21 protein-coding genes are annotated in these 22116 nt (G+C 59.5%); 14 read left to right on the top strand and 7 right to left on the bottom strand.

Annotated features, from left to right (window positions below):
• Nucleotides 1-4 precede the first annotated feature (4 nt).
• The 4 genes from ACN0X0_RS01795 to ACN0X0_RS01780 form a co-directional block, all read right to left on the bottom strand.
• Complete coding sequence (locus tag ACN0X0_RS01795) at nucleotides 5-400, bottom strand: hypothetical protein (protein ID WP_417263100.1); 396 nt, start codon at nucleotides 398-400, stop codon at nucleotides 5-7.
• Between the two features lie 79 nt (nucleotides 401-479).
• The gene (locus tag ACN0X0_RS01790) at nucleotides 480-797 is read right to left on the bottom strand and encodes an EscF/YscF/HrpA family type III secretion system needle major subunit (protein WP_417263101.1); all 318 of its coding nucleotides are present in this window, start codon (nucleotides 795-797) and stop codon (nucleotides 480-482) included.
• Nucleotide 798: 1 nt separating this feature from the next.
• Nucleotides 799-1017 carry a hypothetical protein gene (locus ACN0X0_RS01785; protein ID WP_417277768.1) on the bottom strand — a complete coding sequence of 73 codons (219 nt, stop codon included), beginning with the start codon at nucleotides 1015-1017 and terminating at the stop codon, nucleotides 799-801.
• Between the two features lie 139 nt (nucleotides 1018-1156).
• Entirely contained in the window at nucleotides 1157-1855 is a 699-nt protein-coding gene (locus ACN0X0_RS01780) for a Crp/Fnr family transcriptional regulator (RefSeq protein WP_226550568.1), read from the bottom strand.
• Nucleotides 1856-2101: 246 nt separating this feature from the next.
• On the opposite strand from ACN0X0_RS01780, the gene ACN0X0_RS01775 reads away from it, so the two are divergent.
• From ACN0X0_RS01775 to sctU, 9 genes are all read left to right on the top strand, one after another.
• On the top strand, nucleotides 2102-3040 hold the full coding sequence (locus ACN0X0_RS01775; RefSeq protein WP_417277767.1) for a helix-turn-helix transcriptional regulator: 939 nt from the start codon (nucleotides 2102-2104) through the stop codon (nucleotides 3038-3040).
• Nucleotides 3041-3202: 162 nt separating this feature from the next.
• A complete protein-coding gene (locus ACN0X0_RS01770; protein ID WP_417277766.1) occupies nucleotides 3203-3943 on the top strand; it encodes a hypothetical protein in 741 nt (246 codons plus the stop codon).
• Nucleotides 3933-4379 (top strand): hypothetical protein, encoded by a 447-nt coding sequence (locus ACN0X0_RS01765; RefSeq protein ID WP_417263106.1) that lies wholly within the window; start codon nucleotides 3933-3935, stop codon nucleotides 4377-4379. Before ACN0X0_RS01770 ends, ACN0X0_RS01765 begins: the two co-directional genes overlap by 11 nt.
• 39 nt (nucleotides 4380-4418) lie before the next feature.
• Nucleotides 4419-6335, top strand: a complete 1917-nt coding sequence (locus tag ACN0X0_RS01760) for a hypothetical protein (protein ID WP_417277765.1) — start codon at nucleotides 4419-4421, stop codon at nucleotides 6333-6335.
• A 2-nt stretch (nucleotides 6336-6337) separates the two neighbouring features.
• Nucleotides 6338-7882: a hypothetical protein gene (locus ACN0X0_RS01755; protein ID WP_417277764.1), complete on the top strand. Its 1545-nt coding sequence runs from the start codon at nucleotides 6338-6340 to the stop codon at nucleotides 7880-7882.
• A gap of 10 nt (nucleotides 7883-7892) precedes the next feature.
• On the top strand, nucleotides 7893-8366 hold the full coding sequence (locus ACN0X0_RS01750) for a type III secretion system chaperone (protein WP_417277763.1): 474 nt from the start codon (nucleotides 7893-7895) through the stop codon (nucleotides 8364-8366).
• A gap of 92 nt (nucleotides 8367-8458) precedes the next feature.
• Nucleotides 8459-9562, top strand: a complete 1104-nt coding sequence (locus ACN0X0_RS01745) for a hypothetical protein (protein ID WP_417277762.1) — start codon at nucleotides 8459-8461, stop codon at nucleotides 9560-9562.
• Between the two features lie 131 nt (nucleotides 9563-9693).
• On the top strand, nucleotides 9694-10140 hold the full coding sequence (locus tag ACN0X0_RS01740; protein ID WP_417277761.1) for a hypothetical protein: 447 nt from the start codon (nucleotides 9694-9696) through the stop codon (nucleotides 10138-10140).
• Between the two features lie 9 nt (nucleotides 10141-10149).
• Nucleotides 10150-11262, top strand: coding sequence for a type III secretion system export apparatus subunit SctU (gene sctU, locus ACN0X0_RS01735; protein ID WP_417277760.1), 1113 nt, complete (start codon nucleotides 10150-10152; stop codon nucleotides 11260-11262).
• Nucleotides 11263-11328: 66 nt separating this feature from the next.
• Here sctU and ACN0X0_RS01730 read toward each other — a convergent pair whose 3' ends face one another.
• Nucleotides 11329-13239, bottom strand: coding sequence for a protein kinase domain-containing protein (locus tag ACN0X0_RS01730; RefSeq protein ID WP_417277759.1), 1911 nt, complete (start codon nucleotides 13237-13239; stop codon nucleotides 11329-11331).
• Between the two features lie 11 nt (nucleotides 13240-13250).
• Nucleotides 13251-13712, bottom strand: coding sequence for a type III secretion system chaperone (locus ACN0X0_RS01725; protein ID WP_417277758.1), 462 nt, complete (start codon nucleotides 13710-13712; stop codon nucleotides 13251-13253).
• 329 nt (nucleotides 13713-14041) lie between these two features.
• Here ACN0X0_RS01725 and ACN0X0_RS01720 point away from each other — a divergent pair, with 329 nt between their 5' ends.
• The 3 genes from ACN0X0_RS01720 to ACN0X0_RS01710 are packed head-to-tail and all read left to right on the top strand — an operon-like array spanning nucleotide 14042 to nucleotide 18257.
• The gene (locus ACN0X0_RS01720) at nucleotides 14042-14737 is read left to right on the top strand and encodes a response regulator transcription factor (RefSeq protein ID WP_417277757.1); all 696 of its coding nucleotides are present in this window, start codon (nucleotides 14042-14044) and stop codon (nucleotides 14735-14737) included.
• Between the two features lie 32 nt (nucleotides 14738-14769).
• Nucleotides 14770-16038, top strand: a complete 1269-nt coding sequence (locus tag ACN0X0_RS01715; RefSeq protein ID WP_417277756.1) for an FIST N-terminal domain-containing protein — start codon at nucleotides 14770-14772, stop codon at nucleotides 16036-16038.
• A complete protein-coding gene (locus ACN0X0_RS01710) occupies nucleotides 16035-18257 on the top strand; it encodes a PAS-domain containing protein (RefSeq protein WP_417277755.1) in 2223 nt (740 codons plus the stop codon). The genes ACN0X0_RS01715 and ACN0X0_RS01710 overlap by 4 nt, the downstream gene beginning before the upstream one ends.
• On the opposite strand, the gene ACN0X0_RS01705 is transcribed toward ACN0X0_RS01710, so the two are convergent.
• Complete coding sequence (locus tag ACN0X0_RS01705; RefSeq protein ID WP_417277754.1) at nucleotides 18232-19038, bottom strand: ABC transporter permease; 807 nt, start codon at nucleotides 19036-19038, stop codon at nucleotides 18232-18234. The genes ACN0X0_RS01710 and ACN0X0_RS01705 overlap by 26 nt on opposite strands.
• A 98-nt stretch (nucleotides 19039-19136) precedes the next feature.
• Between ACN0X0_RS01705 and ACN0X0_RS01700 the strand changes: the two genes are divergently transcribed.
• Both ACN0X0_RS01700 and ACN0X0_RS01695 read left to right on the top strand, forming a co-directional pair.
• The gene (locus tag ACN0X0_RS01700; protein WP_417277753.1) at nucleotides 19137-21233 is read left to right on the top strand and encodes a 4Fe-4S binding protein; all 2097 of its coding nucleotides are present in this window, start codon (nucleotides 19137-19139) and stop codon (nucleotides 21231-21233) included.
• Nucleotides 21230-22114, top strand: coding sequence for an FAD:protein FMN transferase (locus ACN0X0_RS01695; protein WP_417277752.1), 885 nt, complete (start codon nucleotides 21230-21232; stop codon nucleotides 22112-22114). Before ACN0X0_RS01700 ends, ACN0X0_RS01695 begins: the two co-directional genes overlap by 4 nt.
• The last annotated feature ends 2 nt before the right edge of the window (nucleotides 22115-22116 follow it).

Genomic DNA, 22116 nt, shown 5'->3' with positions numbered 1-22116 from the left:
CGCGTTATGGCGTTGCGCTTTGGCGCATGTAGAAATCAAGTGCTGCGCGCCCCTCTTCGTTCAAGTCTCCATGCAGAGCAAAGAGGCTGCGCGCCTTGATGTAGGAGCGCATGCGGATGCGGCGGCGGGTTTTGGCGCCGAGATTCACCTTGGCGGGTTCCACCTCTTCGCACAGCGCGACGGCGTCCAGGGCGGCGGCGTGATTGCCCAGCGTGTTTTCGGCGACGGCAGAGGCAAAGACGATCTCAGGCGTGCGCAGCCCGGCGGCCATTGCGCCATCGATCAGGACCTTGGCCTCATCGGCGCGCTGATGTTGCAGCCGCACGAAGATGGCGATCATCAGGAAATCCGCCTCGCGCGAGTTGAGGTCGGTCAGAATCGGTATCATGTCTCCGCGCATCTTCACGCTCCTCATAGCAAAAGGAACGGCCACCGGGGCCGTTCCTTGATGGTCATGTGGCACCCATCACCCAAGGTGCTTATGCAACGTTGCGCACGATGGTCTTGAGCGTATCCGCGACGGTTTTGAGCATGTTGGTGCGCAGGTTCGTCACCGCCGACCAGGTGTTCATCGCCATCTGCATGGCGTACATTTTCTCCGTGTCGGAGAGGTTGGCGTTCTGTTCGATCTCTGCGATGTCGGCCTCAATCGCGGCGGTCTGGGTCTGGAGATACTCCTGACGCCAGATCAGGTCGAAGCCGTCGCGCGCCGCATAGTTGTAGCCAGTCGAGCTGGAGCCCGAGCCCCAATCGCTCGGATTGATCCCCCAGGAGGCTGTCGTGTGTCCTGTCGCCATTTTATCTCTCCTTATGACCTTGTGCGGCCAATATATGTTTGCTGGCCGTGATGGCCGTGAGGATGGATTGCGCCTTGGCGTAATCTTCGGGGGATAGCCCCGCGTCGATGGCCTGAGCGGTCTCATTGCCGAGCGTGTCGAGACGGGACAGGCAGTCGCGCAGAGCTGCGGGTGCCTCATCCGTCATCAGTTTTTCTTCCAGTTCCGAAAAGCCGAACACGCGCGAACCTCATTTGTGTAACGTGACTGTGCGGGTAATCTGCCCCGAATACGCTGAAAGGGCTGTATCAAATGACACCGTTTCGTCCGTGATTTGGAGGCCTAGGACGGTGGCTTAGACGGTGGCTGAGATCGGGGCCTCAGTCGGCGTTGGCCGCGATGTCTTCGAGCCGCATTTTGTCGCACAGCAGGATATGGCGGTCTTCGAGTGCAATGATGCCCTGTTTTTCCCAGCTTCTGAGCGTCTTGTTCACATTCTCACGTGTGCCACGCGCCATTGAACCCAAATCTTGCTGGGTGATGATCGGACCGAGGCATTCAAGCATTTCGCCCTTGTAGCGGATGCGGTTGCCCAGGGTGCTTGCGAGTTGCAACAGAACATGGGCGAGACGCAGCGACAGGTTCGGCAGATAAAGCGCGCGGGTCAGATGCACATGCTCGCGGTAGCGTTTCGCGATCACCCGCGCGATGGCGCCGTGCACCCCGTGGGACAGATCGCCCAGATGTTTGAGCGCGTTGAGATCGAGGTGCAGCACCTCGGCCGGGCCGATGGTAAAGGCCGTGTCGCAGTTCGGGCTGGCGTCGAACACACCGGCCTCGCCGAAACTTTGCCCCGAGGGGACGACAGAAATCAGCGTCACCATGCCGTTTTCGTTGATGTAGGTCAGGCGCACGTAGCCCGACAGGAGGATGTGGAAATGCGTGGTGGGGTCTTCTTGGAAATAGATCACCGAGCCTGCGGGATACTGCACCACTTCGCAAAACCGTGCGAGTTGTTCTGCGGCCTCGGGCTCAACTTTCAGGGCCTGATCGAGGGATGTCAGGATGCAGGGTTTCACACGGATTGCTCTCCATTCGGCCGAGGACGGCATGCTTAAAATTCCGCAGGTTTTGCGGTTGCTCATTCTTTCGGCGCACAGATGAATCTCCCAAGTAGTTAAATAATTTGGAGATTTTTTTCTATCCGAATGGTTTATCTTTTTATCAGGAAGTTTATCATTTCGCGTGTTGCTTATCACACTGAATGATGTTGATTTGTGAAATTGATTAACCGGTAAAATATCACAACAGGAGTTTTAGGCGACATGCGGCAGTTGGCTTGGCAGGTCGGAAGCGATGGGGATATGATCCTTCCCGGTAGGGCGGGGCATATGAAATTTCGCTATTATCCCAGCGGTATTTCTCTGGCCATGTCGGCCATCCAGATGGATGAGGATACCCAGATCAATTTTGCGGCGGACCCGACGGGATGTCAGGTGTCGGCCCAGTATTTCATCGTTGGAGATTCAGAAATTCACCTCGGCAATGGCGAAGTACGGCGCTGGTTGAGCGACACTGCGATGGTGATCCGCTCCGACACGCCCGGGTTTCACCTCAAGATCGGTGCCGGACAGGTGCTGCGTCACGTTTGTATTTCCATGTATCGGGACAATATCCAGAGCCGGATCAAATCGGTTTTGCCGCCGTCGCTCGAAGCGTTGATTCAGCGCGAAGGCCCTGTCGATGTCGGCATTTCCCTGCGTGTGACCGAGCAGCTCAAATATCTCGCCAACGAGCTTTACAATTCGGAAACCGACAGCGGTCTCGACAGTATTCGCTCTGAAACCAATGCGATCCGTTTTCTCATCGAGGTGCTCGATCTCTACGGGCAGGACAATGTCGAGGAATTGCCCCAGGCGCCCACTGTTTCGGGGCTGCGCAAGGAGATCCTTGCGACCATCAAGGGGCGGATCGACCAGACCCCCTCGATCGATCTCGCCGAGGCGATCTCTGAGGACGGAAACCGCATTTCCACGGGGCTTTTGCGTCAGCTGTTTCAGACCGAATACGGCATCTCTTTGGCCACCTATCAGCGCAGCGCGCGGCTGAATGCAGCGCGCAATCTGCTTGAAAACGACGGGGTGCATGTGAAAGAGGCGGCTTTTGCCTGTGGCTATTCCCACATCGGCAATTTCACCCGCGCCTATCGCAACCATTTCGGCGAAGCGCCCAGCAGCACGCGCAAACGTGTCGTGGGGCACTGAGGACGACCGTTTTCGGTCTTCGTATTTTGGCCCTGAGTGCGGCCTCTTATCCCGGCCCCGATCCTTGCCCTGATCCTCGCGCTGATCCTCGCCCGTGTCATTTGTTACACGGGCGGGACGCAGATGTCCCTAAGGTGATCTCAGATCAACGAGGGGAAGATTATGACGACGCCACTCCCATCCATCGGCGCGACGGGTGCCGCGCTTCAGCCCGGTGAAACCGCCGAGGTCACATCCGGTGCTCAGTCGCCGCTTCCGACGCCGAGTTATGATTTTGGCGTCAATGTCGCCGGCACGGCGGCGGCGCTTGGATTGTCGCAACCCCGCAATGTGCAGGATCTGGAACTGGCCTACGCGCAGGTCGCAAGCGAGATTGACGCCACGCGCAGCCAGAACGGCGACCTGACGGCGGCGGCGGATCTGTCGAAAAAGGCCAGCGATCTCAGTGTGATGGGGCAGGCCGGGGCGGCTCTGAACTCCATGTCGCCCTTCGTCGAGGATGAAGACGATCTTGCGCTTTTGGTGAGCTTTGTCGTGTATCTCTTCAATGCGGTGTTCGGCATGATCTCCGACACGGCGCAGAATTCCGGGGCGGTGGACACCACCGACACGTCGACCGAACGTGGCATTGAGACGGCCATTGGGCGTCCGTTGCAGACGGAAGAGGGGCTGTTCGACGATCAACTGAGCCGGGACATCGCGAGCCTTGATGACATCGCTGTCGCCATTCCTGAAAACGAAGGCGACGCGACAAAAGTTGCGGAACGCACCTCGGCTTTCGCATTGGCGCTGGGGGCCGTGGCGGCCGGACTGGAGCAGGTGATGGCCACCGCCGTGCCGCAGAACGCCGGGGCCATGGGACCGTCGTCGCAAGAAGACGGGCGGGTGCGCCTTGCCGTCTGACCGCAAGACCTCCTCTCGCCAGACCATCCGGCAAGAAGTCCGGCAAGAAGTCCGGCAAGAAGACTGGGCCACCCTGCTGCGGCAGATGGGGGGACAGCTTGATATTTTGGCGCGCCATCCGTTCCTGCGTGGCGATTTGGAAGCCGAAAGTCGGCTGCGTGCCATGCTGCGGGCGCGCGATCTGGAGGCCCTCGACAAGGCGACGGATCATTTGGCCGATTACCTGACCGCAAAGCGCGATTTTCAGGCCGCATTGGAGGCCCGGCGCAAAGGCCTGCCGCCACCGCCGCCGTCGCGTTCGATCGCGGGGCCGACGATGGGCCGGGCAGAGGCGCGCCGCGCCGCAGTTGCCGGGCCGTCAGGCGATGATTTTGAACTGGGCACGGCGTCTGGCACACCTGAGACATTCGACCGGCGCGGCCGGCTTCGGCTGTGACGCGAATGTGCCCGCGAACATTCTAAGAAAGACGAGACAATGGTGGACGTAAGCGAGCTTGGATACAGCAGTTTCTGGGAATATTTCCGGGAGGAAAAAGGCGGCATTTCCGGCACCACCGGGGATGATCAGGACCATCCGAGCGACACGATGCCTGGGTCCTCGGCGGGGTCTGGGTCTGACGGCTATAAGTCCGGTGCGCGTGAGGTTTATCCTATCTACGATGGGATTACCCACAAGCTTCCGGTGGAAAATCGTCCGGAAAGCTGGACGGTCGATGTCCCTGAAGACGGTGTTTTCCCACATGATTTCTCGACCTGGCATTCGGCCTATCAGGTGGAATATCTCGCCCTGCAACCGCGCAATGCAGAGGGCTTTCCGGAGGGGGTAGACGGGCTTCAGGAGGTCGTGATCGAGGTAGATGGGGTGACGCTCGCGTATTACGTCCTCTCCGATGACAATCGCGCGGTCAATTTGATGACCATGACCTTGGCGGAATTCAGTGCGCTCTCTGCGGCGGATCAAGCAAAATTTGCGATCAGATTGGAAGAATTGGGCCGGTTGACCGAGCTGGGCCTGACGCGAGATCTGAGCGGCGTCGAGGCGCGCATTCAAGAGATCATCGAGATCATCAACAGCAGCTCCGTGTCGATCCCGGCGGAGGACAAGGCGGTGTTTCTCGGTCAGCTCAAGCTTTTGGTCGAGGCGTTGGGTGGCACGTTCAGCACGGAGGGCACACAGGGCCTGTCCGCGGCAGTGGTTGCCGAAGACACCATGTTGCAGGCGCTGTCGAGCATTGTGGAACGCTTTCAGCGTGCGAACACATTCTTCGAGACCGAGGAAGCGGAACGGTTGCTGGCCTACATGCGCCGCAATGGGCGCAGTGCTGACAGTTTGGATAGCTATGGCTCGCAGGGATCGTCCGGTTTCGTTTTGAATTCTAGCAGTTCCGATTTCGGAGAGACGATCCGAAACGGCTATGAGGCCTTTATGCGCTCGGAGCGTGCCATTCTGACCTCCGACACACGCCGCGCAGCCATGGCGCACTCTAATTTCGCCGACCCGTCGATAGACGTGCCGGGGCTCATCACGCGGTATCAAACGCTTTATGAATCGCAAGCCGAAGCGATTGCGGATTCGGGCACGGATGAAATCCGGCAGCTGAACAAGTTGTTGCAGGATTACGCGGCGATGCAGCAGCTTGTGAACAAGCAACTGAGTTTTTACGACCCCAGCAAGGCGTCAGAGCAGCGACGGTTCATGAATGTTGGCTCTTTCACCTTGGCCGATGGCACCGAGTACCTCGATCTGCGTCAGAGTGTCGATGATATCACTGTGGAAGAATTTCTCATCCCCTATGGGGCAACGTTTCAGTTCTATGCCACGGATCCCGACGGGAACTATGATAGTTTCGACCTGCGCCACGGGATCGATCCCAAAGATTATGACTCAGACGATTGGTTGCACTATGCGGTGACGAAAGACATGCCGAAGTTCAATTTTTCCCTTATTTTCGACGGCACCAGCGACATCAAGACCTATGCCAATCAGCTGGGAAGGACCGATATTGCGCCGAATGCGACCCAGAATTGGGACGGAAACACTCTCGATCAGTCGCAGATGGCGGTGCTTTCGATGTTCGTCGAACAGGCCATTTTGGGCAAAGGGGACAATGCGCATCCGCTCGAAAAGCTTTACGGCGTGGATCGGCCGTCTATCGACATTATTGACTGGACCGACAACACATCGGACGGCTCACTGGCCTTGATGACCAGAAGCCAATGGGAAAGTTTTTCGACCTCGCTCTCCGAAAGCGTGACGATCCTCAACCAGCAAAACCAGATCAAGCAGAACGAAATCGATACGGCGACGAAACAGCAGAACCGGCATTTCGAACTTGGCAACAATGCGCTCAACAAGATGAACAACATCCTCATGTCGATCGGGCAGATCTGATCATGGCGATTGACACCTTCTGGACCACGCAAAACTCCGGCGCCTACGATCCTGTGCTCGATGAGACATTGGGCGACACCTTCGATGCGCCTCATACCTATTTGGCGGGGGCGTTGAGCGATGATGCCTTGGGCGCGCAGTTGGCCTCCGACGCGGCAGAGCTTTATCCTGTCTATGATGGCGCGACCCATGTGATGGCCGGACGGCCCAGCGATTTCGACAATCCGACGGCGGAAAGCTTTCTGAAATGGCATTCGGCGCATCAGTTGGCCTGGCTCCGCGAATATGGCACCGAGACCACGATCGATGGGCAACCCGTGCGCATGGCGACCTTCGGGACGGATGCCAACCCGTTGAACAATGTCACAGTGCTGTTGTCGCAAGACGGCCAGTCGGTGATCGTGGTGAACCGGTTGAGTGTCGAACAGATCGCGACGCTGCCGCTCGTGGATCAAATGGTGCTGGCGGGGCTCGATGCGTTTCGCGCGTTGATTGCCGATCTCTATAACCTGTCTCCCGCCACGGGCGAAGGCACATCGGATGAGGTCCGCATGGAGCTTCAGACGGTGATCCAGAACGCGATTGATCAAATCGCGGCGCAGGACAGCTACACCGACGGAGCGCGCGACAGGTTTCTGAACGACCCTTCCAGTCGGGGCGAGCTCTATCACTATCTGTTCACCGAACAGCTCGAGATGCTGTCCCTTCGTTTGGACAGGATGGCGGTTTTTGACATCGATACGATCGAGAAATCCATCGCCGATATTGTCGATCGTTTCACCCGGCTCGAACGCTATATGACGATGACGATGACGATTACGGAGGCCGGGACGGGGACATTGCCGACCCATTCCAACGGGTTGGATGGCGGCGCGTCGGTCGCGTCGGCGGCAGAGGTGTTTTTGACCATCGAGACCCGGATCTATGACGCGTTGACCCAGTCGCGCGACCTGTCCTTGTCGGGCAACTACAATGGCCGCGACACGGATGCGCCCGGGCTGATCTTTCTGTTCCAGACCTTCGCGACCTATGTGAGCGAGGCGGAGGCCGAGGGCAAAACCGAGGAAATGGACCAGAACAACAGACTTCTGGAAGATTACGCCAAGCTGCAGGAGCTGCTCAACGAGACGCTGCGCGCCTTTTCCGAACCCGGCGCGAGCGACAAAGTTGGGCTTTGCGGGGTGACGACGCTGGCGGCGCTGAAGGAGCTTGCGGCGGGGAATGCGCTTATTCTGGCGATGTTCGACACCCGGCTGGTCGATGCGGACAACAACACGATGCATCCGCTTGAGGCCGAAAAAGTCTTGAAGCGTCCGACGCTCGATCTGGTCGGAACAGACGGCAATTCCCTGACCCATTACACGAAAGAAGAGTGGAACGCCTTTGCCACCAACATCGGGGAAATGACCACTCTGATCGGGCAGGACACCGAAATTCGGATGTCTGAGCTGACGCAATTGGGCGAGATCAAGAACCGTCACTACGAATTGGGCAGCAATGTTCTGAACAAGATGAACAGCTTGATCCAGTCGATCATCAATATCTAAAGGAGCCTGCATGACCCTGCGCTGCACGCATGATGTCGTTTCCACCATCGCCGAGGCGTCGGGCCTCGACGATCTTGCCCTCAATGCTGAGGGCGTCTTTGAGCTGATCGTGGCCGACCGGTTGTCGGTCTATTTCCGTTTTGAGGGCGAAGAGGTTCTCGAACTGTCGGTCGAAGTGCCTGCGTTGCGCAAGACAAACGATCCTGCGGCGCTGCGCGAGATGCTGGCGGTGAATGCGACCTCGCCCAATGGTCGTCTCGGCATGGAGCCGGGCACGGGGAGGGTGTTTTTCGGACGACGTCTGATGATCGCCGATTTGACGCGCGCGACCTTGCTGAACCGTGTCGACGATTTCATCCGGGCGGCCGCGGTTTGGACCGACAACGCCCCGATGAATGCGGCAGAGGCGCTTTTGGCGCGGGCGGCACAAGACGTGCCCTTCACGGATCATGCTGTGCTGCATGATACGATGCTGCGCGCCTGACCTCTCACGGTCATATCAAACAATACCGCAACGTCTCTCAGGCAGGTCTATTCCAGAGTTTGAGAGACCAAGCTGACGAAAAGGATCGGATCATGACGGTCAATAAAATTGGCGGAGGGGCGCTGCCGCCGGCATTCGACACCACCGCACTGCCCCAATCGGCGGGGGACACAGCCAAGGTGGATTTTTCGTCGATGGACGAGATCCTCGCGTTCACCGGGATCGGCGGCAAACAGAAAGAGCGCCCGAAGATGTCCAAGGGCACCGGCGAGGGCGCACCGCGTCTCGATGGGGCGGCCAAGGAGCGCAAAGAGACGGTCGGCGACTTTATCACGAAACTGGCCAAAGGCATTGCCAAGTCGATTGGAAATGCCTTTGCCAAACTCGGTGGGGCCAATGATCAGCCGAAGTTTCATGCCACCCGCGCGCGCGAGGCGCTGCCGCAGGGGGCGGAGATCACGCATCCCGGAAAAAAGCCGATCAGCGAAGGTCATGCCTCTCATGAGAACCTCAAATCGCATCTTGAGGCGTTCACCGATGTGGGCACCTTTTTGCGTGGCAATGACAAGAGCCGCAATGCCGGGGCCGATTTCCTGCGCAGCCATGCGCGCTACGACGTGGCCGCGACAGATGCATTGATTGCAGCGGATAAGTCTTTGTCAAAATTGAGTAAATCAGTTGAGGGCGCGGAAGATTTCCTGTTTCTCAAGCGGGACAATCTGAGCGACGATCAAAAGGCGCTGGTCTATCAGGCGGCGGGCGAGATGCTTGGCGCGCTTTTGCCCGCCGAAGGCAGCGGCACGCGCGGGCTGGCGGATGTGTTCTCGAACGAGGCCAAAGACATCACCGGCATGGGGTTTTCATTGATTGCGGATGGCGAACGCTCTGGCCTGTCGCCCGAGGATCAAAAGGCGGTGGCGCATAAATTCATCAATTCCGAGACGGTCCTGCGCGGGCTCAATCCTGAGTTCATGACCATTCGCGCGGGGCTTGAAAAGGAACAGGACGGCGCGGCGTTGAATTTTGCCGTCAGCGTGATCCAAAGCGTCTTTTCCGGGGCACAGGAGCCGGGCGGCATTGCGCAAGACCCGGTGCAGGCGCCGCTCTACAACGACCTTTTCGCAACCTTCGCACCGCGCGTCGAAGATTTTTGTGCGGCGATGGGCATGCCGGAGGGATTGCGCCATGAGTTTTGAGACGCAGCGATTTGAGCCTGAGAGTTTTGAGCACATGTCTGAGTTTTCCATATCTGCCTGCTCCATGTCTCACCATGCCGTTTCTTCCACCCCCTTCGCCCCCCGTGTCGACGTTCGTAAAGGAGCTTGTCATGAAGCTGAATGACACTCTCAATATGTTGATGTATGCCTTCGGTGTCGATCAGGTGCAGGCGCTGGAAACGGGCGAGATGTCCTATCATTTCGGCGGGGATCAACCCTTTGGCGCTCTGGCGTTTCCGGGCAATATCCTTCGGCTTCACGTGCCCTTGTCGCTCAAAGCGACCGATGCGGCGGCGCTGACGCGGGTGTTGGAGGGCAATTGCCTTGGCATCGAGAGCGGGACGGGACAGCTGGCGCTGAGCCCGGAGAGCGACGGTCTGGCGATGGTCGATTTCATTGCACTCGATGCACTGGAAAAGGACGACGTTCAGATGCGCATCGTCGATCTGCTGCTCTATGCGGACTATTGGGAGACCATGGGCGCGGGGCTTTTGGGGCAGCAGTCCGCCAGCACATTCGCGCCCGAGGATGCCCTCATGACGACGATCCGCGTCTGATCGGCTGCGATGAGCGGAGAAAAGACAGAAAAACCGACCCCAAAGAAAGAGCGCGACGCCCGACAGAAAGGTCAGGTGGCGCGCTCGCAAGAGGTTGTGACCACGGTGTCGCTTTTCGGCGTGATCGCGGTGATCTGGCTGATGGGCGGGATGATCTGGGAAAAGTTGGTCGCGATCATGGACATCGTCGCCGGCCTTGCGGCGCGCAACGATGACATGGCGCTGCAAAACGGGTTGGCCGCGACCTTCAACATGGCGGTGTCGATCATGTTGCCGATCCTCGGCGTCGTCATGGCCTTTGGTATCGCGGCCAATTACGTTCAGGTCGGCTCTTTGTTTTCCTTGCAGGCGATTCAGCCAAAACTGGAAAAGATCAGCCCCGCCAAAGGGGTAAAGCGCATTTTTTCGATGAAACAGGTCGTCGAAATGCTCAAATCCATCTTTAAAATCCTGTTTCTTTCTCTGCTTTTGTACATCGTTCTGAAAGAGGCCATCGGCCCGTTTCTAAGCTCGATCAGCTGCGGCACGATCTGCGTTTGGGCGGTGACCAAAGTGGTGACGCTAAAGCTATTGATGGTCTCTGCGGTGGCCTTCGTCGTCGTGGCCGGGCTTGATTTCATGTACCAGCGCCACAGCCACACCAAGAGCCTCATGATGTCGAAGGACGATGTGAAGCGCGAATATAAGGAGAGCGAAGGCGATCCTGTGGTCAAAGGCCAGCGCAAACAATTGGCGCGCGAACTGGTCATGTCTGACGTCAAGAAACAGGTGCCGCAGTCTTCCGCCGTGGTGGTGAACCCGACCCATCTCGCCGTCGCGATCCGCTATGAGGAGGGGGAGACGCTTTTGCCGATTGTGGTGGCTAAGGGCCGCGAAAAGATCGCTCAGGAGATCCGCATGGAGGCGGAACTCGCAGGTGTGCCGATTTTTTGCAATGTGCCACTGGCGCGCAGCCTCTACGCGGACACGCCCGTGGATGGCTATGTCTCGGATGAGGCCTTTACGGTGGTTGCGGAAATTCTCGCCTGGGTCAAAGCCCATGAGGCGGAGCTCTATCAAGGCCCGCTCAAACACGGGGATCTCGACATGGAGCGCGAGGATCACAAGGCGCAGCGTCGCTGACGCATCCATGTCCTGACATGAAAAGCCCCGCAACATGCGGGGCTTTTTGGGTTTGTCGGGTCGGGATCAGGTGTCGAGCTCGGCTCCCCATCGGCGGATCGCGGCATCGTCTCCGGCCATGAGCGCCACCAACATCTGACGTGCGCTTTGGCTGCCGATGTCGATGCGCTGGAAGGCATCATGATCGAGCAGCGCCCCGAAATCCGTGGCGCGTTTGTCGGGATCGGGGTGGGTCATGAGGTTGACGAGATCATCGACATAACGGTCGCCCAAGGTGGTGCGCACCGCACCGTCATGCGCCCCGATGGGGGCGACGCTGTTTTCATGCAGGCCAATCTGTTGTTTTTCCGCCGGGGCGTCGAAGTTGAAATTTGTTTCCGACAGCTTGAAGTCCCCGCTCAACATATTCGCGGTCGTCACGCCGAGGGCGAACATGTCGTAGCTGCGGCCATCGAATTGTGTTTGTTCGAAATAATCGGCCTTCGAGACGTCCAAGAAGCTCTGTGCGATTGCGGATTTCATCCTTTTGAACGCCGCTTTATCCTCCACGCTGCGCTCCCCCGGCATAAAGAAGTTTTCGGCAAAGGCGCGCCCGGCCTCATCGGACTGGGGTTTCAGGGCGTTAAGCTCTTGCGACGAGTTCGACGCGTAGAGCACCTTGGGGTCTTTCCAGATGTATTTGTCGACATGATTGCTGTCGGTCAGGGTCGGCGTTTCCGTCATCACCGTGGTGCCGAAATCCGCGATTTTGCTGGTGCCGTCTTCGGAGATGAAAAGGTTCGGCTCTTTGAAATCGATGTGGGTCATCCCGGCGGTGTCATGCAGGTGTTGCATGCCCTTGATCACATCCACCATGACGGTTAGGGCCACGGTCTGTGCGGTTTTTTGCGAGATTTTGCCATCCGCCAGTGCGCCGGCAATGGCATCACGGGCCTGGGCGCCGTCGCCGGCCCCCGCCAGCGGCGTGGCAATGACGAAATTGCCCTCGCGTGTCCGGGCCGCCCCCGAAAACCCCAGGATATTGTCGTTTGGCTCGGCGGCGGCATGGCGATGGGCCTTGATCTCTTGGGCGAGACTGTCATGCGAAGAATCGTTGATCTCAAGCTCGAATTTCACCGCGAGGCTGCCGGAGCCGTCCTGCGCATCGTAGCGCACCACCTCGCCAAAGCCACCCTGAGCGAGTTTGGGGCCACGGTCATAGGCCTTGCCGTCGATGGTAAAAACCGCCATGTCGTCGGAAATCTCGCCGCCCAGCATTTTGTTCATCGTCTGCTGAACTGTCTGTTGGGCCAGCTCGCGCAGCTCGTCCTTGATGATCCGGGGCAGTTTGCCTTCGCCGGTGGCATTGGCCATATCACGAAATTTCGTGTTGAGCGCCGCCACGAGGTCTTTGCCGTCGCTGAGTTCGAAATCCGGGTGGAGCGCCCGCATCTCCGGCGAGCTGAGCGCGGCGGCCAGCGAGTCGGACAGCGTGTCAGCGATGCCCTGCGTGCTGTAATTTTCCAGCCCGTCGTCGTTCAGGCGTGCGATCATCGCGTCCCCGGCGTCCCGCACCGCGACACGGGCGTCGAAGGGCAACTCGCTCAGCCCGATTTTGCTGTTCTCCTGAGCGCGCTGGTTGGCCAGATCGCCCGACATGGCATTGGCGAAGGAGGCAATTTCCTTAAGCGCGGTGCTGTTCGGTTTGGCGAATTGCCGATGCTGGGTCAAGTTCCTGATCAGGCTTTTATCGGCAGAGCGCACGTCGTTTTCGCCGACCTGAGTGATCGCGCGTTTGGCCAGATCGATCCGGTCCTGCGCACGGCCCGACATTTTTGACAGAAAGCCGGATTTGTTGTGCGAGGCATAGAGCGTGATCGAGCCATCGTCATTTTGCTTACCTTTGAGGCGCATGCCATCGTTGAGCCCCTGCGCGAATTGGTCGAGCTGGGCGGCGGTGGTCGAGCTGTTGACGGTCAAAGAGGGTTTCAGTCCCATAAGAAGGCTCCTTATGCGCGCAGAATATGATCGGCGGTGAAATCGACCGGGTCGGCGGCGTTTTGCGTCAGAAAACGGGCCCATTGCGCTCGCGCCAGTCGCAGCGCATCGAGGCCGATGTTCAGGCTGTCGCTGTCGATGGTCGCAACCGGCAGATCGGTGATCAGGAAGATCTCGGTCCCGGCAAGGGCGGTGCGAATATTGCCACTTTCACGCCACATGAGGTTGTAGGCCAACAGCCCGTCCTTGGCGCGTTCCAGCGTTTCGTCTCCCGTGGCGGGCACAGTGGTGGAAAGCATCACGCGCTGGCCGATCTCGAAGAGTTCCAGGTCGATCTGTTCTTCGGTTTCGAACCCAATACTCCAGCGGCTTGCCGAGGTTTGCAGAACGGCGGTGATGCCAGGATTGGCGTCGGCCAATGCGACGAGCGCGTCGGACATGAACGTATCGAAGTCTCGGTCTTTGTCGGTCATTTGCGGATCTTTCTATAGGTGGTGACGATCCCATCTTGTCAGGCTGGCGCTCAGGCCGCTGTGTCATTCGTCTCAACCCTGTGGGGGTGGCAATCGGTGCCGCAACCGGTCCCATCGTGCCGGGATATTTGCCTGCCGAATTGAGCCCGGGTCGGTGGTGGAAATATATTGTTTTACAGTGGGTTGCGTGGGGATTTCCGGTTGTGGTGCCGCAGTGTGCCGCGCGCGGAAATAAAAATTCCTGCAATAAAATATAGACTTTCCGCCAATGTCAGAGAAGTTTTGTCTCTGTTAGGCTGAGGTAGAAACAGGTGAGAAATGGTTTTCCAATGAACGACAAACCCTCCATTCGCGTCGAAGGTGCCTTGCAAAATGCTTTGATTATCGACGACCACCCGCTGTTTTGCGATGCCTTGTCGATGACCTTGAAGGCGGGGCTTGGCATTGAGCGGGTGCAGACCGCAGGCGCGCTGGAGGACGCCATGGCGGTGCTGGACGGGGGGCTCGAGCCCGATGTGATCCTGCTCGATCTGAACCTCCCCGATGTGAACGGGCTTGATGGATTGGTGCGGTTGGTCAAGCTTTGCCCACGCACGCCGGTGGTGATCGTGTCGTCGATGGCGGAGCCGCGCGTGGTGCGTTCGGCCATTCGTGTGGGGGCGGCGGGCTTTGTGCCGAAACATTCGCCGCGCGATGTGTTTCGCAAGGCCTTCGAGCATATCGCCAATGGCGAGATTTACGCCCCCGAAGGGGCCTATTCCGAGAGCGACGCCAATATGCCGCTGAGTTCCGGCGAAGAGGCGCTCATTCGTCTGTCGCATCTGACGAAACAACAGGCGCGGATTTTGCAGTTGATCTGCGAGGGTCAGATGAACAAGCAAATCGCCTATGAGCTGTCCATCGCCGAGACCACGGTCAAGGCGCATGTGACCGCGATCATGCGCAAGCTCGGCGTGCAAAGCCGCACCCAGGCCGTGCTCATCGCGCAGGAAGCCAACTTCAACAGCCTCTTGCCTGACACCTGAGTTTGCGTCACCCTCACCTGAGGGAGGACATCATGAGACATCAGAACGCAGCTTTCGGTGCGGGGTATGGCGCGGGCTTTGGGCCGAGCTTTGGCGAGGGCGCGCCCATCGTGCGTTCGGCCGAGGTCGAGGCGCAGGACCCCGAGGCCATCCGCAAGTTGGTGCAAAAGCTCGGCAAGGGGCCGTTTTCCATCGTCCTGATGTTCATCGCGCCCAGTGTGGATCGCGTGGCTTTGGCGCGCCAGATCAAGGCCGAGGTGCCCTGGGGCCGGGTGATGGGCTGTTCGACGGCGGGCGAATTGACGGCGGAGGGCTATGACGAGGATAAAATCCTCGCGGTCGGCTTTCCGGTCGAACATTTCGGGGTGGAGACGATCCTGGTGCCCGAGCTTGAGACCTGCCTGTCGCAGGACCTGATGAGCGGCTTGATCCGCGCGCGGCAAATCCTGGCGCAACGTTACCCGCATTTCGAACATGAATTCGCGATGCTTCTGGTCGATGGGCTCTCGGAGCGCGAAGACGCCTTGACCGCTGCGCTCTCCTCCGGGCTGGGGCCTGTGCCGCTGTTCGGCGGCTCTGCCGGCGATGGGGTGCGGTTCAAGGAGACCTTTCTGCTCAATGGTCGTCAGATCACCGAGAACGCCGCCATGCTGACGTTTTTCCGCACCCATTGCCCGGTGCGGGTGTTTTCCTGCGATCATTTTCAGGTCACCGAAAAGCGCATGGTCGTGACCGAGGCCGAACCCGACACCCGTGTCGTCAATGAGATCAACGCCGAACCCGCCGCGGTGGAATATGCGCGTCTGATCGGTCAGGACCCGGCGGCTTTGAATGATCGGGTTTTCGCCGCGAACCCTGTGGTGGTGCAGGTCGGAGGCAAACACCATGTGCGTGCGATCAAAGCGGTGGAGCCCAATGGCGATATGTCGTTTTTTGCCGCGATTGATCAGGGCTTGGTGCTGACTTTGGCAGAACCCAAGGACATGGTGGGCCATCTGACCGATACGCTCGACACGCTGGCGCGGCCTGCGGCACCGGAGATGGTGCTGGCCTTCGATTGCATCTTTCGCCGGATCGAGGCGGAGCAAACCCAGAAGAAAACCGAAGTGTCCGCGCTGTTGCGCAAACATAAGGTGCGCGGATTTTCCACCTATGGCGAACAGATCGGCGCGATCCATGTCAACCAGACCTTCACCGGGGTGGCGATCTATCCGCCGGGCACGGCGATGAACGAGGGCGAATTGACGGCCTGTTCCGGGGCCACATCCGCAAATGCGCCCAAAGAGGGGGCGCCCAGATGACCCGCCCGTCCGATTTTGTCCTGAATCCCGCCGATTCCCCGGAGCGGTCGCGCGAAAAACTATTGAAAATCGTCGATGTGCTGATGAGCCAGACGGAACAGCGCTCGAACGAACACAGCGCCGCCTATGCCCAGTTTCAGCGCGCCGCCATGTTCGAGGAACAGGTCCGGCAGCGCACCGTCGATCTGGAATATGCGCTCGATCTGCTCAACGTCTCGAACGCGCGTCTGGCCGAGGCGAACCGCGATCTCGACACCGCGCGGCGCAACCTCGCCAATGCCATCGAGACGGTGCAGGACGGCTTTGCCTTGTTCGATTCAGACGACGTGCTGGTGATGTATAATTCGCGCTTTGCGAGCTTTTTGCCGGATGTGCGCGAAGCCCTTCATGAGGGGATCAGCTTTTCGAAATATGCCGAGTTGGTCGGCAAGTCCAAACATCTCGATCTGACCGAAACGGATACGGCCTACGCCTGGGCCGAACGTCGTGTCGAACGGCACCGGGACCGGCATGTGGTCTTCAATATTCATGTGGATGGCGACCGTTGGATCCAGATTTCCGAACAGCGCACGCCTGACGATGGCACGGTGATCTTGCAGACCGATGTCTCAGATCTGGTGATGACCGAACGCGAGACCCGAGGGCGGATGCTGGACGATCAGGCCCAGATGATCCGTGCCACTTTGGAGCATGTCTCCTTGGGTGTGTGCATCTTTGACAAGGACGCGCGGCTTGCGGGCTTTAATCAACGTCTTGGCTATCTGATGGGCTTGCCGATGTCCTTTATGCGGATCGGCGCGCGGTTTGACACCATGTATCAGCGGGCCGAAACGGCTTTGACACTGAGTGACGGGATGACGCCCGAGGCCTTGCTCACCTGGGTCTACGGACAGGCGCCGCGTGTGCCGATCAGTTTCGAGCTCAAACATGTCGACAACCGCGTGCTTGTGGTCTCCGCCGAGGATCTGCCGGATGGTGGCTTCGTGATGTCGGTGATGGATGTCACCGCTGAACGCAAAGCGATGGACGAGCTGACGCAGGCCAACGAGACGCTGGAGGCGCGGGTGATGAGCCGGACGCTTGATCTTGAGGACGCGCTGGGGCGAGCGGAACGCGCCAATGCCGCGCGCTCGCGCTTTGTCGCCGCCGCAAGTCACGACCTGTTGCAACCTCTGTCCGCCGCCAAGCTTTTCGTTGCCTCCGCCGAGGACGATGTGAGTAGCCCGCTGGCGCAGGAAACGCTGGCCAAGGCGCAAAATGCGCTGGCCAGTGTCGAAAACATCCTCTCCGCGCTGCTGGATATTTCCAAATTGGAGGCCGGGCGGTCTGCGCTTGACATCATGCCGGTGCCCTTGGCGCCGATGCTGATGCAGCTGCGCGAAGAATACCTGCCCGCCGCGCGCGCCAAGGGCATCGACTTGCGTGTTTTGCGCACCGATAAAATCGTTGAAAGCGACCCGACGTATTTGCGGCGGATTTTGCAGAACCTGATGTCCAACGCGATCCGATACACCGAGGAGGGCCGGGTGCTCGTGGGCGCACGGCACAAGCCGAACGGGCGTGTGCGTCTTGAGGTGCGCGACACCGGACCGGGCATTCCCGAAGCCTCGCAACAGGCGATTTTTCAGGAATTTCATCGGCTTGGCACCTCGGCTTCGGCCTCTGTCGGCATGGGGCTTGGGCTTGCTATCGTGGATCGGGCCTGCGCGCAGCTGGGTCATCCGATCCATCTGCACAGTGTGCTGGGCAAGGGCACAGTGTTCGGCATCGATCTCGCTGTGACCCGGCATGTGGCGGCGCAAAATCTGGCCAGTTTTCAATCGCCCCCCACGGCCCCGGATCAGGCCTTTGGGCTGATCGCGCTTTTGGTCGAAAACGACGCCGATGTGCGCCGTGCCATGACGCTTTTGCTCGAAAAATGGGGGCTTGCGGTGGTGGCGGTGGAAAGCGGCGAAGAGGCGCTGTCGCTGGTGGCTGAGCTGGATGTGGTGCCCGATCTCATGCTGGTCGATTATCAGCTTGGCGAGGGCATCGACGGCATCGAGGTGATCCGCCAGATGCGGGGACTGTACGGCGCTATTCCGGCCCGTCTGGTGACCGCGAACCGCTCGCCCGAGGTGGTGCAGCACAGCGCGGGGGCGGGCGTCAAAATCCTCTACAAACCCATCGCGCCACAGGACCTTGAGCGCTTTGTCATGGCGCCGCAGTCCGAGCCGTGAGGCCGCCTGTGCCCCCCTCTGCAGTGCCCCGCCAGCGCCCGGCGGCGCGTTCCCACGGCTGGATCACCGCGACCTCGATCACCAGCATGACGGCCACGAAACTGAGCGCATAGGCCAGCACATGCGCGGTTTGAAAATTCTGAAAATGTAGATGAATTTTAAAGCCTATCCCATTGGAACGGCCCAGAAATTCCACGACAAGCACGATCTTCCAGATCATCGCCAAACCGTTGCGTCCCGCGATTGCGAGATAGGGCGCCAGTTGCGGCAGAACGACATGGCGCAGGTAGCGCGCGCGGGGCATCCGGTAGAGCCCCGCCATTTCATCGAGCCGCCGATCCCGCGCGGCTGTTCCATCGCGCAGCGTCACCGTCACCTGCGCCAGTTTGTTGAGCGTGACGGCGGTGATCGCGGCCACCTCGTTGAGACCAATCCAGAGATAGCAAAGCACGATCACCACCAGCGCTGGCAGGTTCAGAAACACCGTCACCCAAGGGTCGAACAGGCGATTGAGACGCGGTGACAGGCCGAGCAAAATCCCAAGGGCGGTGCCAAGCACCATGGCCGCCGTGAAGGACAGGATCACGCGGGTGAGCGTCGCCTGCATCTGCGGCCAGAGCGTGCCTTTGGCGATCAGATCGGCCAACACCGTCATGACCGCCAAGGGCGACGGCAATATCTCCGGGTCGGCTTTGACCCAAGCCGCAAAGGCCCAGAGCGCGACCAGCCCGCCCAAGGACAGGGCCGTATATTTCACTGACGTGATCCGCGGGTTTTGCATGACGTCCTCCCGAAGTGACTGTAGCGCGGGGCGGGTCGCAGGGCGTGCTGGACTTTGGTCGTATTCGCCGCGCGCACGGGCGTTGTTAGCGTGATCAGATGCGCAGGCTTATTGTCTCATTTCGGGCGCTGATTTGGATCGTGCTCACCTCACTCCCCCTGTCGGTCATGGCCGCCGGGCCGGAGCCTTTGCCGCGCGACGAGATCGCGGAGCTGATTGTCCCGCCCTATGCGTTGGGGGAGGAAATTGACAACCGAGGCGTCTATCAGCTTTTGAACTCCGGCGGCGCCGAGGTGGGCTATGTGTTCGAAACCGGCCCGCTGGCGCCTTTGCCCGGTTTCTCAGGAAAGCCGATCAACGCCTTGGTTCTTTTGGATAAATCGGGTGTCTTTATTGATGTGAGATTGCTGTCGCAATATGAGCCGGTCTTTGTGTCGGGCCTTGGCGAGGCGCCGTTTCGCGAGTTTCTGGCGCAATATCCGGGCCTGTCGATCACCCAAAGCCTCGTCGTCGGCGTGCCTTATGGTGCGGGCGGTGGCGGATCCGATCTGGTCTATCTCGACGGTGTCACGAAGGCCACGGCCAGCGTGCGGATCGCGCATGAAAGCATCCTTGCTGCCACGCTGATCGTGGCCCGCGACAAGATGCAGGGGCTGGCGACATCCACGCCCGCGCGCCCCGATCCGGACATTGAGGAGGTGCTGACATGGGCCGATCTCGTGGACCAAGGCATCGCGCGGCGTCTTTCCGTCACCAACGCTGAGCTGGACGCCGATTTTGCCGGCACGCTTTGGGCCAATGACGACCCGGAGGCACAGGCCGACCCGGAGGGCCGCTATCTCGATCTATGGCTTGTCGATATCGGTGCGCCTTCGGTGGCGCGGGCGGTTCTGTCCCCCGGCACCTATGCCGAGGTGCAGCGCTTTCTCGAGGTCTCGCCCGAGGCCGAGCCTCTGTTGGTCATGGACGCCGGACGGCACGGGTTGGTGTCGGAGGAGTTCGTGCGCAACACTGCGCCGGATCGGCTGTCGGCGGAGCAGGGCGGCTTTCCCGTCGCGCTGCGCGATGCCGACATCTGGGTCGAACTGGCCGCCGATGTGCCCGAACCGGCGAGTGCGATGATCCTGCGCGCCGACCGGCGGCTGGGGTTCGATCCGATCTCGGAGTGGGTGCTTAAGGTACAGGCCGTGCGCGAACACGGCATGTTCCAGCCAGAGATCGGCGACACGCATTTCGAGCTGGCTTACACAGCGCCAGAGCGGTTTTACAGCGTGCCCGAGGTGCATAAACCGCTGCCCGCCTGGCTTGAAGCGGCGTTCAATCGCAAGGCCGACCTGATCGCTCTGGCGCTCTTCCTGACCACGCTTTTGGTGCTTGTCGGCCCCTTGATGCATCGCTTCGCTGCGCAGAGGTATTTCACCGCGATGCGGCTTGGCATCCTTTGCTTTGTGATCGGCTTCATCGGCTGGTGGGGGCAGGGGCAATTGTCCATCGTGACGGTGCTCGCCGTGTTGCGCGCCGCCGTGGGTGACGGTAGCCTCTCTGTGCTTCTGTATGACCCGTTTTCTCTGATGATCTGGGCGGTGAGCCTCCTTGGGTTCGTGCTGTGGGGACGGGGGCTGTTTTGTGGCTGGCTTTGTCCGTTCGGCGCGATGCAGGAGGTGCTGCATCATCTCGGCAAGGCTTTGGGACTACGTCAACGCGAGGCGAAGCCGCTCTGGGATCGACGTTTGAAGAAAGGGAAATACATCGCGCTGGCGGGGCTGATCGTGGTGGCCTTCGCGGCCCCGGATCACGCCGAAAAGGCCGCCGAGATCGAACCGTTCAAAACTGCGATCACAGTCTATTTCAGGCGAGAGTGGATTTATGTCGCCTACGCGGTGTTTTTGCTGGCGTCGAGTTTGGTCTTTTTCAAAGGATTCTGCCGCTATGTCTGCCCCTTGGGCGCGTTCATGGCGATTGGCGGCCTGCTCAGAGGCCGCGACTGGATCGCGCGGCGCGAGGACTGCGGCAGCCCCTGCCAGCTCTGCCGTGTTAAATGCCGCTACGGGGCGATCAAGAAGACAGGAGAAATCCAATATAATGAATGTTTCCAATGTCTTGACTGCGTCAAAATCCATGACGACCCGACCCAATGTGTGCCGCTGGTCTTGGCGGCAAAACGTCGTGACAAATCACAGGAGATTGCCGCATGACACTGTCCCGACGTCGGTTTATCACGCTTTCCGCCTGTGCTTTGGCGACACCCGCATGGGCCGAGACGGGGCGTTGGAAAGGCTATGCCTTTGGCGCGGAAGTCTCGCTCGAATTGCGTGGTGCGGCGGGGCTGATCGAGGCGGATTTACAAGCGGTGATCGGGGAAATCCGTGCCTTGGAGCGGCGCTTTTCGCTCTATGATCCGGCCTCCGATCTGTCGCGTCTGAATGCGCGTGGGGAGGGGGCTCTGTCACAGGAAATGCGCGAGATTTTAGAGCTGTCACATCGGGTTCATGCTGTGACGGGCGGTCTGTTCGATCCAACAATCCAGCCGCTTTGGGAGGCTTTGGCGCAGGGCGGAGATGTCAAAGTAGCGCGCGATTTGATCGGTCTGGATCGTGTCACGCGTGAGGCGGATCACATCAAGCTGGGTGCGGGGCAAAAGCTCAGTTTCAACGGCATCGCACAGGGCTATGCGACGGACCGCATCGCCGCTCTATTGTCTGCGCGCGGATATGACGATGCGCTGATCAACATGGGGGAATTCACCGCTTTGGGCGGGCCATTTCGGTTGGGTTTTGAGGACCCCGAAGCCGGGCGTCTGGGCGCGGTTCATCTGAACGCAGGCGCGATGGCAACCTCGAGCCCGAGCGCGATGACGGTGGGCGGTGAGACCCATATCCTGCATCCCAAAGGCGGGGCGCCCATGTGGTCGACCGTGACCGTACTCGCAAAAGGCGCGGGCAAAGCGGCGCTGGCGGATACGGCCTCGACCGCCTTTTGCCTGATGCCGCGCTCTGAGATTGCGACGGCCAAGCAAAAGCTCGGCCTGTCTCGGGTGTACCTTGTCGATGTCGCGGGCAATCTGAGCTCGCTGTGACC

This window comes from Celeribacter sp. (assembly GCF_048270365.1).
Taxonomy (GTDB): Bacteria; Pseudomonadota; Alphaproteobacteria; order Rhodobacterales; family Rhodobacteraceae; genus Celeribacter.
Note: the sequence above shows the minus strand (reverse complement) of the source record. Positions and strands in the feature narration are given on the sequence as shown.